The following is a 17,335-nucleotide window of genomic DNA, read 5'->3' on the forward strand; positions in this document are numbered from 1 at the left end:
TACTTGTTTATAAATGGAGGAAATTATGAACATAAAAAAAATTGCCGTAATGAGCTTATCTTTACTCATCCCATTCTTAAGCTTAAATATCAGCCATGCTGACGAACTTGATAAGATCAAGTCAAATGGTGTTATGAAAATTGCCGCATCTGGCGTTTTTCCGCCATTTAGTTTTGTGGATACGAATAATAATGTAGTTGGCTTTGATATTGATATTGCCAATGAAATTGCTAAGCGCCTTGATGTAAAATCTGAAATTGTTACAACACCATTTGATGGTATTATAGCTGGTTTGGTTACCGGCCGCTATAATGCAGTTATTGGTTCCATGGCAATAACCGAGGAACGCAAAAAGGCAGTTGATTTTGTTGGCCCTTATTACCGTTCAGGTATTGGCATTTTTGTCAAAGAGGGATCGGCTTATAAAACACTTTCATCTCTTGAAGGAAAAAATGTTGGAGCAATTTTAGGGGAAACCTCTGAAAAATGGGCGCGCGAACAAAATAAATTCAACCTTCGTACCTATAAAGGCTTGCCTGAAATGTTGATCGACTTAAACTCAGGTCGTGTTGATGCAATAATATCTGATGATATAGTTGTTTATGTCGCAATCAAGAATAATGACGCAAAAATAGTTCAGATTGAAGATGACAACCTACCAAAGTTCGATATTGGCATGGCCATCCGCAAAAAGAACCCCGATCTTGCGGCTGCCATGAAAAAGGCACTTGATGATATGATGGCCGATGGCACCTATGAAGCTATTTCAAAAAAATGGGTTGGTACTGATATCCGTTAAGCTAAGTCGTGGCAATGGTGTTTTTCCATATAATTTAGTCGTCCAAAAGGCTACCAGATGATAGTTGGAAGCTGGTTAACAACTGATATTGACGGCTAATTTAAGCGTTTTGTAAAGCATAGCAAAGAGCACTTTTTTGTTTGAGCTTAATCTAAAGTGCTCTTATTTAAAATCTTGTAAAATATGCAATTTTGTTGCGCTTATGCGATGATGTTACAAGCTGCGCCGCTGTTTAATTTCCAATTATTTCATGTGTTAGTGAGGTGTCATGGATTTTGATCTTATTGCACAATTATTGCCATTTACCGTCCAAGCCGGTTGGATAACCATACAACTAGCGTTTGTCTCTTTAGCAATTGGCCTATGTGTTGCCTTTGTTGTGGCTGCCTTGCGGTCCTCCAAACATATTTTAATTTGGCCTTTGGCAGCATTTTATGTCAGCATCATGCGCGGTACGCCACTTTTGATCCAAATTTTTCTTGTATATTATGGTGCCTTTGCTTTTGGATTTGATACTACACCGTTTTTTGCTGCAACCTTAACAATGGGTTTTAATATTGGTGCTTATATGTCTGAAGGCATCAGAGGGGCAATACAATCGGTTGATAAAGGCCAATATGAAGCGGCACGAGCACTGGGTTTTGGCAAAATACGCACTTTATTTTATCATTCCGCAAGCAGCAACAGTTATGATCCGGACGATTGAAATAAATACTATTATATTGACAAAAAGTACAGCTCTTGCCTCTACGATCGGCGTTATTGAGCTTACCTATACAGCCCAAAGATTTGTAACTTCCAATTCTGGCAATTCATTTGAGATATTTGGTTTAGCAGCAATTGCCTATATCATAATTTTAAGTGCAATTCTCCAGCTATTTCAGTTACTTATTTCTGCATTCAATAAAACCAAAATAAGTGGAGCATCCTGATGTTACAATCATTTATTGATGGATTTTGGCAACGTATTGATGAGATTCCGCTTGATTTTTCGGTTATTCCACCTTTTGGTAGTCTTCTATTAACGGGACTTTTGTGGACCGTGATTATCACAATTCTTGCCGGTCTTATTAGTTTTTTCGGCGGTATCATTATCGCTTTGATTTTAAACTATGTGCATAAAATTTATAATTGGCCATTGCGGTTTATTTCTTGGCTTTTTATGACTACACCACTTTTGCTGCAACTTTACCTTATTTATTATGGCCTTTCGCAATTGAAAATTCTTTTACCCGCCTTTTGGACTGGTGTTATTGTTCTTGGTTTTCATTATGCAGTCTATAATGCAAATATTTTTCGGGCAGCTTTGCAATCAATCGATAATGGACAAATGGAAGCGGCAAGATCTTTGGGGTTTAGCTACTTTCAAGCTTTACGTTATTTCATCACACCACAATCAGTATTTGTAGCCTTACCGCAGGTAGGCAATAATACAATCATTCTTTTGAAAGATACCGCCATTGTTTCCTTGATTGGCATTGCCGAATTAACCCTAAATACTCAGCAAGCAATTGCTGAAACCTATAGATCTTTTGAATTTTATTTGGCTGCTGCCCTACTCTATTACATTATCAATCTAATTATGGAATTCGGATTATATGTCACCACTCGTAAGATAGGAGCCATGCAATGAATACAAATATTATGATTGATTTGCGCAATATCCATAAATCTTACGGCGCCCATAAGGTCTTAAAGGGAATAAATTTTAGCGTAGATCGCGGTAAAATCGTTTCAATTATTGGCCCAAGCGGGTCTGGAAAGAGTACCTTATTACGCTCAGTCAATATGCTTGAAGAAATTTCACAAGGCGAAATTTGGTTTGATGGCAATCAAGTTAATCTGCCCCTTAAAGGCCGCGCCTTTGAAAAACATTTAAATTATATGCGCCAACAAATTGGCATGGTTTTTCAGCAATTCAATTTATTTCCTCATCTTAGTGTCTTGCACAATATTACCATCGGACCTCGTATATTAAAAAATATCCCCAAACATGACGCGGAAGAAATTGCCCATTCCTTATTAAAAAAAGTCGGATTAGCAGACAAAGGCGATTCTTACCCCGCGCGTTTATCGGGGGGGCAAAAGCAACGCGTTGCTATTGCTCGTGCTCTTGCTATGCAGCCAAAAGCAATGCTGTTTGATGAGGCAACCTCTGCGCTTGATCCTGAATTGGTAGAAGAGGTCAACCAAGTAATGAAACAGCTTGCGGCTGAACATATGACCATGATGATTGTTACCCATGAAATGCGTTTTGCAGCGGAAGTTTCTGATTACGTTGTTTTTATGGATGGCGGCGTCATTGTCGAACAAGGGACTCCTGATGATATCTTGAAGAACCCCAAAGAAGAGCGAACGCGCGAATTTTTACGCAAACATTTGCAAGGACATTGATCTTTCAAAACAAAAAATGATTAACGCTCTGCCTATGGGTGTTGAGAGATATAATTTAATTAACATAAAAGTTACTCGAGGTAAAAATGCCGCAAGTTACCGATAATAATAAACGAAATAGTCCCAATCTTTATAAAAATAAATGTTCAGATTTAGCAACAAGAATGGTTGCTTTTAACAGTGAGACAGGCAGTAAAGGCGAAGCCGAATTTGCCGACAAATATATTGGGCTTTTAAAAGAAATACCCTATTTCAACCAAAATCCGCACAATATTGTTAAATCACCAAGCCATGGCGAACCATTAACCTCGAATGTCTTAGCGCTAGCAAGAGGGAATGGAAAAAAAACGCTGATATTAGCGGGGCATTTTGATACAGTATCAATTGATAATTATCATGAATTACAAAACCTTGCTTGCGAAAGTGAAAAACTTGCCGAAGCCTTGATCGAAACCTTGGCGAATAAAGTGCGTTCTGAACAAGAAGAATGTGCTTATCAAGACTTTTTAACCGGTCAATTTTTGCCCGGCCGCGGTATGCTTGACATGAAAAGTGGACTTGCCGCTGGCATCGTATGTGTTGAAGAATTTATTGCTGATACCCAACGCAAGGGTAACATTATTCTCGTTGCTACCCCAGATGAAGAGCGTGAAAGTCGTGGCATGCGCTCACTGCGTGCTAGCCTTGCAACTTTTGTTAAAGAAAATGACCTTGAAATTGTTGGTGCCATTAATCTTGATGTAACATCCGATCAAGGCAACGGCAGTGAGGGGCGCGCAATCTATGCCGGCACAATTGGTAAATTATTACCCTTTGCATTTGTTGTTGGTTGTAGTGCCCATGCAAGCTACCCTTATGAAGGAGTAAGTGCTTTAGCAATAGGTGCTAAAATTCTTAGCCATTTCGAAGCCAATGCAGCCTTAGCCGATAAGAATGAGGATGACATTTCACCGGCCCCCATATGTCTTGAGGCAAGAGATTTGCGTGATGCTTACGAAGTAACAACGCCAGAGCGTTTTTGGTTGGCTTTCAATTGGCTTTACCATTCTATGAGAGCTGAAACATTATTTCATCATTTTAAAGAAGCCGTAGAAAAATGCGCAAACCAAGCTATTGAGCAATTTACCGAGCAAGCTAAAAACTACAGCTATATGGTTGGCAAAAAATCTGGCGCAGTGCCAGCTAAGCCAAAGATTATCGAATATGCAGAGCTACTGCAACAAGCCAAAGCGACTATAGGCGCAAATTTCGATGCACTGTATGAGCAAAAACAAAATGAACTAAACCAAACTGATAACCCGCTAACCGTAAGTCGTTTACTAACAGATTGGCTTATAAATCAAGCAAAGATAAATGGTCCTGCCATCATTATTGGTTTTGCTGGTTTACATTATCCTGCAAGCCATCTTGACCTCAAGCTCGATAAGGATAAAGCTTTCCACGCGGCAATTGATCATGCCAAGGAATCTTATCAAGACCTTGCAGATCAAGTGCTTACTTGGAAGCCTTATTTCCAAGGCATATCGGATATGAGCTTTTTGGGGCAAAAGGCCGATAAAAATAATTTAATTGCCAATAATACGCCCATTTCTCGTTTACAAGATAATCCGCCAAGCCAAAGCCTTAGCTTTCCTGTGGTTAATATTGGACCTTGGGGACGAGAATTTCATCAAAAACTTGAGCGTGTTTACGCACCTTATGCATTTGATCAATTGCCTAAGTTATTGGGCCAAATCGCTCGAGAAATTTTATAATCCCATAATATCAACATACTAATTTAGAGCACATTTAGCTTTTATTAAGCCGTTAATGTGCTCTAAATCGTTTATACGTAAAAGTGCCAATAAAATTGATACATGCAAACATGGGGTATTTAAATTTTTTGTATTTACAATATCCTTGCCAAAGCTATTGATGCTTTTTATAAAACACGCATGATAAATTTGCCGCCTTTACCCGTAACTGAAATTTTTGGATCGCTTCACGAGTGCATGAAAATGCATAATCGTGCAGTAATAGTTGCACCGCCCGGGGCAGGTAAAACGACACTTATCCCATTATTTTTACTGGATAAACTTAAAAAAAATCCTAATGGCAAAATAATACTTCTTGAACCGCGCCGCTTGGCTGCACGCGCGGCAGCAAGGCGCATGGCCGATTTAATTGGAGAATCTCTTGGGCAGCAAGTTGGCTACATTATGCGAATGGACCAAAAAATTTCCAAGGACACACGCATAATCGTTGTGACCGAAGGCGTTTTTGTTCGCATGGTGCTTGATGACCCAGAACTAAATGGCATTAGCGCCGTTATTTTTGATGAATTTCATGAGCGCAATATTGATGCCGATTTTGGTCTTGCACTAGCTATTGATGTACAAGAAGGTTTGCGTAATGATTTAAAAATCATCGTTATGTCAGCAACTCTTGATGGCGCACGCGTTGCCAGCTTGCTAGATAATGCGGAAATTATTGAAAGCAAAGGCAGAAGCTATAATGTTGATATTCGTTATAGCCCAAAAGCTAATGATGAACGCATTGAAGACGCCATGAGCCGCGCCATTATCAAAGTCTTAAAGGAAGAAGATGGCAGTATTTTAGCTTTTTTACCCGGTCAAGGTGAAATTGAGCGAACAAAGCAAAGGCTTCAAAATAGCTTAGGCGACAATCCAACCATCAACGGCAACAACATTATTATTACTCCGCTTTTTGGAACACTTGATATAAAAGATCAAGACAATGCTATTCTACCCGCCCAAAAAGGTTCGCGCAAAGTTGTGCTTGCAACCTCCATCGCCGAAAGTTCAATAACTATTGAAGATGTGCGCATTGTCATAGATAGTGGTCTTGCTAGAGTGCCAATATTTGAACCAGCAAGTGGTTTAACACGACTTGAAACGGTGCGTGCCTCACGAGCATCCATTGATCAACGTGCTGGGCGTGCAGGACGTACCCAGACAGGCATTGCTATTCGCCTTTGGCTACAAGGGCAAAATGCAGCTCTTCCTGCCTTTGCAACACCTGAAATTCTAAATGCTGATTTATCCAACCTTGTTTTGGATTGCTTAGCCTTTGGTGTACAAGATCCCGCCAACTTGCGTTTTTTAAATCCGCCTCCCCTGCCATCGATAAAAGAAGCACGCGACTTACTTATTAAATTAGATGCAATTGATGAAAATGGCAGACTAACCCTAATGGGGCAAGCCATGCGTGCCTTGAGTTTGCCTGTACGCTATTCGCATATGGTATTAAAAGCCGCAAAAAGAGGGCAAGCTCAAGCGGCGGCAGAACTTGCACTATTGCTTGTAGAACGGGGACTTGACGGCAACAACATTGATATTGATGAAAGACTGCGTTTTTTCCAACGTGATCGATCAAAGCGCGCCCAAGATGTGAAGCGACTTGCAAAATCCCTTGCCGATGAAGCAGCTCAATTATCAACAAAAAAGCAAAAATTGCCAAACAATAGCGATATTATACTAGCAAGCGAGTTTTTGATGGACGCGTGGCCGGATAGAATCGCCAAAGCACGCGGTAAAAAAGGACAATTTTTGCTGTGCAATGGGCGCGGAGCCTATATGGATGCTGTTGAACCTTTAGCCAATAGTGCATTTTTAGTTATCGCCGACTTGACTGGTAGCGCTGAGCGCACACGCATATTAGCGGCGGCAAACCTTAGTGAAGATAGCCTTTATGCCCAACAGGGCAGCTCAATAAGCCAAGAAACACTGGTTTGTTTTGATGAGCAAAGCCGCACTCTTCGTGCATTAGCGCGCGAAAATCTTGGCGCTATTTCTCTAAGTGAAAAGAATCTACCCAGCCCTAAAGGCGATATTGCCAACCAAAAATGGCTTGAAATAATACAACAAAAAGGTCTTAGCCTTTTAGCTTGGAGTAAAGATGCCAAGCAAATGCGGCAAAGACTATTTTGGCTATTTAAAGGATTGGGCGAGCCGTGGCCCGATGTAAATGATGACGCATTGCTTCAGCAATTAGATGAATGGCTTTTACCATTTTTAAATGGCAAGGCAGAGCTTAGCGCAATAACCAGTAAAATGCTAAGCGACGGCTTATATTCTTTGATCCCGTATCATTTGCAACGCGATTTTAACGCCCTTGCACCCACCCATTTTACCGCGCCGACTGGCTCAAAAATTGCAATTGATTATGAGGGCGAAGAACCAACTATTTCATTGCGCGTACAAGAACTATATGGCTTAATCACCCATCCAACAATTGCGGGGAATAAGATTCCCCTTATTATTGAACTCTTATCACCAGCGCATCGCCCTATCCAAATTACGCGTGATTTACCAAGCTTTTGGGCTGGATCATGGAAAGATGTACGCAGTGACATGCGTGGGCGCTACCCAAAGCATTTATGGCCTGAAAACCCAGCCGAAGCTGTGCCAACAACACGGGCTAAACCACGCGGCAGTTAATGTGTTTCTGCCGGTGTGAATGAAATCTATCTAATTAAGACTTTAAGCTTTTAGGATTATATAAAAAAGATATAATTTTCTTAAATATTTAATTATTGGCTAAAAAGGATTTTAATGGTGTACTCGGCCTAATACTCGTTGTTTGCAGAATATATCAATTCCTATTTTTAAAATAGAAAACCAATTTCTTGATTGGTTTGAAATCGCTTAAACTTATCTCCCCAATTACCATTCAATTTAATTTTTTATTTATTTAATTCGAATATTAGTTTATAATAATTTAACTTTATAAATTTCTCATATTCTCATGTTGTGTTTTTTCGGAACAAAATATGGCTTTTATATGAATAGTTTAGTACCTGTTACTTTTATTATTTATTGAATAGCCGTCAAAATATTGACTAATTTAAATAATAACTATGTAATTAAATATAAATATAAAAATATAATAGGTTCAAGCGATGTACAAGCTGGAATCTGCGGTTGGGTCTCCTTTAATGTCGAAACATGTCTTTAAAAATCAACCATGGTTGATTAATACGCCAATTACCAAATTACTAATTTTCGGACTAACTTCGTTTTTTTTAAGTACTACCATACTATCCTCAAGCTATGCAGAGGATGTGATTTATGATGGCACTGACAAATCAATATTACGAACAGATCCGACAGGTGGTAATTTAGGGCGCAGCCTATTTTCAGGCAACGGCACGACCACCAATCTTATTGGCAACACAATATCTGTAAATGATTTAACCACCGATGGCAGCTATGAAACACCCGGTTATATTTATGGCGGTATTAGCTATTTAACATCGGGTACTGGCAATGATGTTACCAATAATAATGTCACTATATTTGGTAGCGCTAAAGCAGGGTCAGTTTATGGTGGTTATAGCTATTTAAGGACTGGCAATAGCGGCAATGCAACTGGCAATATTGTTACTATAAGCGACAACGCGCAAATAAGCCGAGGCGTTTATGGTGGGTATACATTTGGAAGAAATGCTGGATTTGCCAATGAAAATAAGGTTATTATATCTCACTCCGCGATAATTGGCGGTGATGTATATGGTGGCTATAGCTCAACTTTTTATGTCTCCACTGGTGAGACCTCAAGTAATGAAGTAACAATCTCGGGTAATGCAAAAATTAGTGGTATTGTTGCAGGTGGTGGGAATACTACGCAAAATGGCATAGCTAACAATGCCCTAAACAATAAAGTAACTATTTCGGATAATGCAGTTATTACAAGCTTTGTTTATGGTGGGTTTAGCCAAAATACAGCTGGCGCATCGGGCAATACAAATAATAACATCGTTACGATAACCGGCAATGCACAACTCAATAAGAGCGTTTATGGGGGATATACCGAAGCCACACGTGGATTAGGAGGCGACTCAACCAACAACACGGTAACCCTTAATGGGACCAATGCGGTTATTTCAGCTGATGTCGTGGGTGGCCGTAGCTATGGTACTATTGCTGGACAAGTCACCAATAATGAAGTTTTGATTAGCGGTCAGAATACAATTTCAGGATCTGTTTATGGGGGTAATTCATACAGCTATGCCTATAATGGAACATCAACACAGGTAGCAAGTAACAAAGTTTCTATATCTGGTGATACGGCGATAACCGGGAGCGTTTACGGTGGCATGGGGACAACTAGCCTCAATTCTAGCACCCCTACAACGACAACGGGCAGCAATATTACCAATAACAATGTTGAATTATCTGGAAAAGTTAATATTAAAGGCGATGTTTATGGTGGTTATAGCAATGCTATGAGCGGCTTTTCAGGCAATGCAACAAATAATACAATAACACTTAATGGTGAAAATCTTAACATTACAGGCCGAATTTTCGGTGGCTTTGGTAATCGCTCAAATACAAGCTCTGATTTTTTTACGGGTAACACATTAAATCTTAATGGCTATCGTGGCAGTGTTTGGGGCATTTATAATATTGAGAATTATAACTGGATTTTACCCAAAAATGTCGTCAATAACGACACCATTATCAATATTACAAGCCGGAATAATGTTGATCTTAATGGGACCAATCACACCATTGCTATGGAAAATGATGGTAATCGCCTTAATGTTGGTGATGAAGTTACATTGATCAGCAATGCGACAGGAACGCCATCCTCGGTTCCCACTCAAATAGAACAAGGGCTCTTTCTTATTTATGATGTCGAAGTAACAGTCGATGAAAATAATAAGTTTGTCTTAAGAATTAAAGATGAAAATTCAGATAGTGGCGGTACAGACACTGGCGGAACCGATACTGGAGGTACTGACACTGGCGGCACAGATACCGGAGGCACTGACACTGGCGGCACAGATACTGGTGGAACCGATACCGGAGGTACTGACACGGGCGGCACAGATACTGGTGGAACCGATACCGGAGGTACTGACACTGGCGGCACAGATACTGGTGGGACCGATACTGGAGGTACTGACACTGGTGGCACAGATACCAGCGGAACCAATACCGGAGGTACAGACACTGGCGGCTCTAGCACCACAGAAGAGACCACAGAGCCTGAAGTTACCTTACCCAAACCCGCAGGGCACATTAATCCGCGCACTAAGGCTTTTTCGGAAGGCCGCATTGCAGCAATGGCATTTTTAAACCAAGGCAGTGATCTTATTGCTGATTATGGTATACGCGCGGCACGCTCTGCTATTCGCCAAGCAGCTGAAAGCGGGCGCCCAACCAGCCTCATACCGTTTGCAATTATCAATGGTGGTTCCAGCCGATACAAAACAGGTTCCCATGTCGATATTGACGGTGTTAATGCAGCCATAGGTCTAGCAACGGGATATGAGTTTAAAAATACTAGTCTACTCACCATTGGCGGCTTTTATGAATATGGCAAAGCAAGCTATGATAGCTATAACTATTTTAGCAATTATAATGCGGTTCATGGTGATGGAAATATCAATTATAATGGTGGTGGTGTTTTATTTCGCATAGATTTTGCCAATACTGGCTTAAACCGCGTGGCAAAGCTTGATATCAATGCTGCTGATGGGCTTTATATGGAAGGTTCATGGCGCGCCGGCACCATAAAATACGATTTTGATACAAATGATATTTTCGATGGTGAAGGCTATCGCGGCACTTATAACAGCCGTTCTAACTATCAAAGCGCTCATATTGCAACGGGCTATGTTTTTAACTTTGATGAAAAAAATAGTCTTGATATTTATGGTCGTTATAGCTGGTCAAGGCTTAAAGGCGAAGACGTAAAAATTGGCAAAGATGGTTTAAATTTTAAAACGGCAGAATCTTCTCGCTTACGCGTTGGCGGCCGCTACAATTATCACTACAGCCAACAATTCCAGCCATTTGTCGGTGCGGCCTATGAATATGAATTTAAGGGAGACATTGCAGCCACAGCCTATAAGTTGCAGCTAGATAGGCCAAGCCTTAAAGGTGGTACCGGTATTTTCGAATTAGGACTTAACTGGCAGCCATTACATCACAATAAAGACTTTATCATTGAATTTGTTGGTCAGGGCTTTATTGGGGAACGACGCGGCGGTAGCGGCGGCATAAAAATTAAATATGACTTTTAAAGTGATCAAGGCGATTTTAATGAAATGCAAATCATTAAAATCGCCTTTAAAAGGTTATCATACTTGATATTATATCTTATTTTTTACGTTTTATCATAGCCTTAAATTGAATAATTATCACTTAGCTAGACAAGAGCCTAAAATATTAAACAGCTTTTGATTATTTGATTTAAATAATGTCAGCATAAGTTTAATGCAATAAAATGGCGGGAGAAGCTCATTGTGAGAATCAAAAAATTTGCGCTTAAGAACAAATCTTAAAAATTATTATTATTTTAAGGCTCATAAACTAAGGTCTAGAAAAATTTAATTACTCTGCAAGGGCATCAAAAATAAAGCCAACACCGCGATAAATTAACAATTGCAACAATAAACCAGTTGCAAATATAAAAGAATTTAACTATTTTTTATGGAAGATCATTTTTAGCTTTAAGCTTAAAAATGGCTGGGGTACCTGGATTCGAACCAGGGGTGCCGGTACCAAAAACCAGTGCCTTACCGCTTGGCTATACCCCAACATCATTTTTAAAGGACACTCTATCATGTCCTTGGCGCGTCTTATAGCTGCTTGATTTCATATGTGCAATATCTATTATTAAAAAAAATGCATATTTTTTGATATTTTTTTATTTTCTCTGCTAACCTATTTTATTCATTGCATAATTTTGTGCAATCTTTACAATATTTTTATTAACAACCTAAGATCAAGCCAATGAATGTGACCAAATGAGCATCGATTTCGATAAGGAATTTTTTCCAAATTACGATAAGGCAGTAAAAATCACCAATAATATACAATTACTTACCGCAAGAAATCCGAGCCCCTACACATTTCATGGCACCAATACATATATAATCGGCCAAAAAGATTTAATGATTCTAGATCCGGGACCAAATAATGACCAACATTTCGAAAATTTAATCAAAACGGTTAATGGTCGTCATGTCAGCCATATTATACTCACCCATAGCCATGCGGATCATAGTGACCTTGCCTATCGAGTAAGCCAATATTTTTCAGCCCCCATTGGCAAAGCACCTCTTACACCTAAAAAAGATCAGCCTAACCAAGGCAAACAAAGCGGCGAAGCAACGAGCAGCGATATAGAGTTTGATATTTCCCTTAGTGACGGCATGGTAATCAGCAATAGTGAAATAACATTGCAAAGCATTGCCACGCCCGGCCATGCTAGCGATCATATCGCTTTTGCACTCATGGGTTGCGATATGTTATTTTCTGGTGATCACGTCATGGCATGGGCAACCACCGTCATCATTCCCCCAGACGGGGTTATGCAAGACTATATGGCGTCACTTGAAAAATTAATGGGTCGCAGCGATAGCTATTATCTGCCCGGCCATGGCGGCGTAGTTACAAACCCTCAACAATTGATACGTGGCTTTCGTAGCCACCGAAAATTACGAGAAAACGCAATTCTTAAGCGGCTGCAACAAGGCGATACAACGGTTACAGAAATTGTTGCATCAATTTATCAAAAGCTGGACCCAAGATTAAAAAATGCAGCCGCTCTTTCCGTTTGGGCGCATCTTATTGATTTACATCAGCGCAATCTTATCCATTGTGAGACATCGCCGCTAATTAATAGCAGTTACTCTTCTCGTTGATCGCTTGGCGTCAATAGAACTTTAACATCAAGTGCTTCCATAAAGTTTAAAATGAAACGTGCATCAATGCCAAGATCATGGCTTAAATAGCGTGATGTTGCTCGCATATCAACAAAGGTTGTATCACCTTCATCATTAAGACGAATTATGATATCAGACACAAAACCCAATACTGGTGTTTTGGCGGTTGCCTCAACTAATAGCATATTATCTTTGCCAACCTCTCCCGCTTGGCTAACATGCTTCCAACCCAAATCATCTATCACGCTTAACACCGCAGGTAAAATCTTATCAGGCGATCCGTCATACCGCCTACCGCTAAGCTCTGGCCACATGGCAAGCTGCTCATTAGCCTGATAATAAAGGGATTGTTGCACAGGCAAAGCATCGCTTGGTCGGTTATTAGCAATAAAATGCGGCGGTGTTTCACTGTCGGTGGCAATATCGTAAAAGGGTGGAAAGACAAAATAAGCAACAGCTGCAGCAATAATCGGCAACAAGGCTAAAAAGGCCAAAATCAATCCTTTAATCGATTTACCGCCGCCTTTATCAGCCCTTTGCCAAAGGTCTAAAAAGCCCTTCAGTGCCAAAATAAATGCAACTAACCCTAAAAATGCTACACACCCAACCATAACAAAAAAATAGTCACTGGCAAGCACACCAAAGCGATGGCATATGGCAGCCAAGATTAGCAAAACAAGTGCCAGCCAACCAAAGCGCGGTGACCATCTTGCTGCCTTAGACGGCATTCTTTGAAATTTTTTACGCATATTTATTGAGTACCCTTAAAAAACTCGGCACAAGATTGTAGTGTTGGTGCACCTTGATTAACTCCAAGTCCTTGCGAAAGCGTTACAAAATGCATGCCTTGCTTTTTTAAATCTTGCAAAGCTTCGGCAACGCCTGCCCCTGAAGCGCGCGTTGGTTGATTCATATGGGCAATAGTAACATCGCCATCCTTTGCCGTTTTTAGCCGCCTTAAAACCATACTCGCTGAAAGCGATGCGCCTTGGTCACCATTGATTGAAAAACCTGCAACATGAAACCCTAGATCTTCAATTAACTTTAGCGATCTTGTTGTATAGCGTGCTGCAGCTCCCCGATAAAACGGCTTAAACTGTGACATCAAACCCGATTTTTCAATGGCTTGCGCTCCACCTTCTATTTCTTCGCAAACAGCACGTAAACTGCCTGCCGTCTTTAACCCATAAATAGTTCCGGGCTCATCAATGGCTGGAATATGATTTTGTCCATGATTGCCAATTTCAAATAATTCGGGATGAGCCTTTATTTGTGCAATAACATCTGGATTTTTAACCAGCCAGCGCGCAGTTACAAATAATGTTGCAGGAATTTTTTCAGCAATCAAAACATCAAAAATACGCCGATCCGTCTTCCCCATACATAAATCAAAAGTAAGTGCAATGCGTGGTGGAACAATATCCTTTTTAATTGCAAGATATGGCTCAATTGAAGATGTTTTTTCTACTGCCCAGCTTGGCGCAATTAGGATTGTACTGGTCATTAAAACCACAGCTGTACATATAAATTTATTAAAAGCTTTTTTTATCATTTTAATCAATGCGCAATCCAAAAACGCTTCACTTGTTTTAAGGCAAACCCTTAAGGTCAGAGTCTCGCACAGGTGAAGCGTAATTAAGCTAAAAGTCAACTTATTTAATATATTTTATGGGTCTTACCTTTTAATGCAGCTTGTGCCGCAGCTAATCGCGCTATTGGTACACGAAAAGGCGAGCATGAAACATAATCAAGCCTTTGCTTTTCGCAAAATGCAATTGATGCGGGATCCCCCCCATGTTCGCCGCAAATTCCAAGCTTGATATTGGCCCGTGCTTTTCGACCGCGTTCTGCTGCAATCGCTACCAGTTCGCCAACGCCATCAATATCAATGGTGATGAATGGATCTTGTTCTAGCAAGCCTTTTTGCAAATAGGTATTAAGGAAGGGCCCAGCATCATCGCGCGAAATACCAAAGGTTGTTTGGGTTAAATCATTGGTACCAAAGGAAAAGAACTCTGCACTTTGCGCAATATCACTAGCCCGTATTGCCGCACGCGGTAGCTCAATCATAGTACCGACCATATAGGAAAGCTGCATTTTCTGCTCACTCATCACCGCTTTGGCGACATTGTCAATTTGCGCTTTCACAAAATCTAATTCGCTCTTCAAGCCCACCAAAGGCACCATAATTTCAGGCATTACCGCACTATTGGTGTTTTTAGCCGCAATAATTGCAGCTTCAAAAATCGCTCTTGCCTGCATTTGGGCAATTTCGGGATAAGTAATTGCAAGACGGCAGCCTCTAAGCCCGAGCATGGGATTAAATTCATGTAACGCATTGGCACGCTCGCTTAAATGCTTTTCATCAACTCCCATAACACTTGCAACCTCAGCAATTTCCTCTGCCGTTTTGGGCAAAAACTCATGCAATGGCGGATCAAGTAAGCGAATAGTAACAGGAAGCCCTGCCATAATTTCAAACAATTCAACAAAATCTGAACGCTGCATTGGTAGCAATTTGGCAAGAGCTGCCTTCCTGCCATTTTCATTATCTGCAAGGATCATTTCACGCACCGCAACGATCCGTTCGCCGGAAAAAAACATATGCTCAGTACGGCAAAGGCCGATACCTTCCGCACCAAAAGAACGTGCAGCACGCGCATCATTAGGTGTTTCGGCATTAGCGCGCACTTTCATCCGGCGCGCTTCATCAGCCCATTGCATGATAAGCGCAAAATCACCCGATAATTCAGGTTGTAGCATGGCAACGCGGCCAAGCAAAATTTGCCCGCTACCGCCATCAATAGTAATAATGTCACCTTTTTTAAGTTCAACACCACCAGCAACCATTTTATTATTATGATAATCAACCTTAATACTACCAACACCGCAAACACATGGTTTACCCATACCGCGTGCAACCACCGCCGCATGGCTAGTCATACCACCGCGGGTGGTTAAAATAGCTTCAGCGGCATTCATACCATGAATATCTTCAGGACTTGTTTCAATGCGCACTAATATAACTTTACGCCCCTCAGCAGCGGCAGCTTCTGCGTCTTCTGATGAAAAAACAATTTCACCAACTGCAGCTCCGGGGGAAGCAGGTAGGCCAGAGGCTAAAATTTTACGCTCGGCCTTTGGATCAATCGCAGGATGCAATAATTGGTCAAGGGATGCCGGCTCTATCCGCAATACCGCTTCTTGGCAAGTAATCAGCCCCTCTTGGGCCATTTCAGCCGCAATTTTTAAAGCAGCATTTGCTGTACGCTTACCGCTACGGGTTTGCAACATCCATAACTTACCTTTTTCAATTGTAAATTCAAGATCTTGCATGTCATGATAATGAGCTTCAAGCTTATGGGCAATATCAGTAAAATGGGCAAAAGCCTCAGGCATTAGTTTTTCAAGCGATGGCTTATCTGACCCCGCAGCAATGCGAGCAGCTTCGGTAATATTTTGCGGCGTTCGAATACCAGCTACAACATCCTCACCCTGCGCATTCACCAAAAACTCACCATAAAGCTCATTAGCGCCAGTTGATGGATTTCTTGTAAAAGCAACACCTGTTGCAGAATCATCCCCCATATTGCCAAATACCATGGCTTGCACATTAACCGCTGTACCCCAATCTTCTGGTATAGAATGAAGCTTACGATAAATAATCGCCCGCGCAGTCATCCAACTAGAAAACACCGCGCCAATTGCACCCCATAATTGCTTTTGCGGGTCTTGCGGAAAAGGTTCACCCAATTCTTCTTCAACAGCATCCTTATAAAGTTCGATCAAAGCTTGCCAGTCAGCTGCTGTCATTTGCGTATCGGCTTCATAATTATGGGCCGCTTTGGCATGATCCAACAATTCTTCAAAAACCGAATGGTCAATATCAAGAACAACATTAGAATACATTTGGATAAAGCGACGATAGCTATCATAAGCAAATCGCTCACTTGCATGCTTGGCAAGTGCTTTTACGGTTTCATCATTAAGACCAAGGTTTAAAACTGTGTCCATCATACCGGGCATGGAAGCGCGTGCACCAGAGCGCACCGATAATAATAGCGGATTTTCACGGTCACCAAATAATCGGCCAGTTAAAGCGCCAATTTCTGCTAAAGCCTTATCTACATCAGCCATCAACCCAGTTGGATAACCGCGATTATTGCTATAATACCAAGTGCAAACCTCAGTTGTAATAGTAAAGCCAGGCGGTACAGGCAAACCAAGATTGCTCATTTCAGCAAGGTTTGCACCTTTACCACCAAGAAGATCGCGCTGACGAACGGAACCTTCTGCCTTGCTATTACCAAAATTGTAAACCCACTTGGTCATTTTGGAAGATCCTTAAAATCGCGATTATCTATAATTGCGTAACATTATTAAAAGGCTATCAAACATAGTGAAAACTATAATTAAATGCTTTTAAAAAAACAGCACTATGTTTTGGCTTTGAATAATGAAAA

The 17,335-nt window shown here is 40.8% G+C and carries 11 protein-coding genes and 1 tRNA gene; 8 read left to right on the plus strand and 4 right to left on the minus strand.

Annotated features, from left to right (window positions below; translation table 11 throughout):
• The first annotated feature begins 25 nt into the window (after positions 1–25).
• From H3299_RS08975 to H3299_RS09005, 7 genes are all read left to right on the plus strand, one after another.
• Positions 26–799, plus strand: coding sequence for a transporter substrate-binding domain-containing protein (locus tag H3299_RS08975; protein ID WP_246708052.1), 774 nt, complete (start codon positions 26–28; stop codon positions 797–799).
• 268 nt (positions 800–1,067) lie between these two features.
• Positions 1,068–1,505, plus strand: a complete 438-nt coding sequence (locus H3299_RS08980) for an amino acid ABC transporter permease (RefSeq protein WP_246708053.1) — start codon at positions 1,068–1,070, stop codon at positions 1,503–1,505.
• 225 nt (positions 1,506–1,730) lie between these two features.
• Entirely contained in the window at positions 1,731–2,432 is a 702-nt protein-coding gene (locus H3299_RS08985; RefSeq protein WP_246708054.1) for an amino acid ABC transporter permease, read from the plus strand.
• Positions 2,429–3,193 carry an amino acid ABC transporter ATP-binding protein gene (locus H3299_RS08990; protein ID WP_371739412.1) on the plus strand — a complete coding sequence of 255 codons (765 nt, stop codon included), beginning with the start codon at positions 2,429–2,431 and terminating at the stop codon, positions 3,191–3,193. The genes H3299_RS08985 and H3299_RS08990 overlap by 4 nt, the downstream gene beginning before the upstream one ends.
• 86 nt (positions 3,194–3,279) lie before the next feature.
• A complete protein-coding gene (locus tag H3299_RS08995) occupies positions 3,280–4,947 on the plus strand; it encodes a M20/M25/M40 family metallo-hydrolase (protein WP_182417346.1) in 1,668 nt (555 codons plus the stop codon).
• Positions 4,948–5,127: 180 nt separating this feature from the next.
• On the plus strand, positions 5,128–7,632 hold the full coding sequence (gene hrpB, locus H3299_RS09000) for an ATP-dependent helicase HrpB (protein ID WP_182417347.1): 2,505 nt from the start codon (positions 5,128–5,130) through the stop codon (positions 7,630–7,632).
• Positions 7,633–8,093: 461 nt separating this feature from the next.
• Positions 8,094–11,225 (plus strand): autotransporter outer membrane beta-barrel domain-containing protein, encoded by a 3,132-nt coding sequence (locus H3299_RS09005; RefSeq protein ID WP_182417348.1) that lies wholly within the window; start codon positions 8,094–8,096, stop codon positions 11,223–11,225.
• A gap of 442 nt (positions 11,226–11,667) precedes the next feature.
• On the opposite strand, the gene H3299_RS09010 is transcribed toward H3299_RS09005, so the two are convergent.
• Positions 11,668–11,741, minus strand: a tRNA-Gln gene (locus H3299_RS09010).
• Between the two features lie 210 nt (positions 11,742–11,951).
• Here H3299_RS09010 and H3299_RS09015 point away from each other — a divergent pair.
• Entirely contained in the window at positions 11,952–12,851 is a 900-nt protein-coding gene (locus tag H3299_RS09015; RefSeq protein WP_182417349.1) for an MBL fold metallo-hydrolase, read from the plus strand.
• Here H3299_RS09015 and H3299_RS09020 read toward each other — a convergent pair.
• From H3299_RS09020 to ppdK, 3 genes are all read right to left on the minus strand, one after another.
• A complete protein-coding gene (locus tag H3299_RS09020) occupies positions 12,836–13,621 on the minus strand; it encodes a DUF1499 domain-containing protein (RefSeq protein ID WP_182417350.1) in 786 nt (261 codons plus the stop codon). The two genes, H3299_RS09015 and H3299_RS09020, sit on opposite strands and share 16 nt — an antisense overlap.
• A gap of 2 nt (positions 13,622–13,623) precedes the next feature.
• On the minus strand, positions 13,624–14,376 hold the full coding sequence (locus H3299_RS09025) for a polysaccharide deacetylase family protein (protein WP_182417351.1): 753 nt from the start codon (positions 14,374–14,376) through the stop codon (positions 13,624–13,626).
• Between the two features lie 152 nt (positions 14,377–14,528).
• A complete protein-coding gene (ppdK, locus tag H3299_RS09030) occupies positions 14,529–17,204 on the minus strand; it encodes a pyruvate, phosphate dikinase (protein WP_182417352.1) in 2,676 nt (891 codons plus the stop codon).
• Positions 17,205–17,335 lie beyond the last annotated feature (131 nt).

Source organism: Bartonella sp. HY038 (genome assembly GCF_014117425.1).
Taxonomy (GTDB): domain Bacteria; phylum Pseudomonadota; class Alphaproteobacteria; order Rhizobiales; family Rhizobiaceae; genus HY038.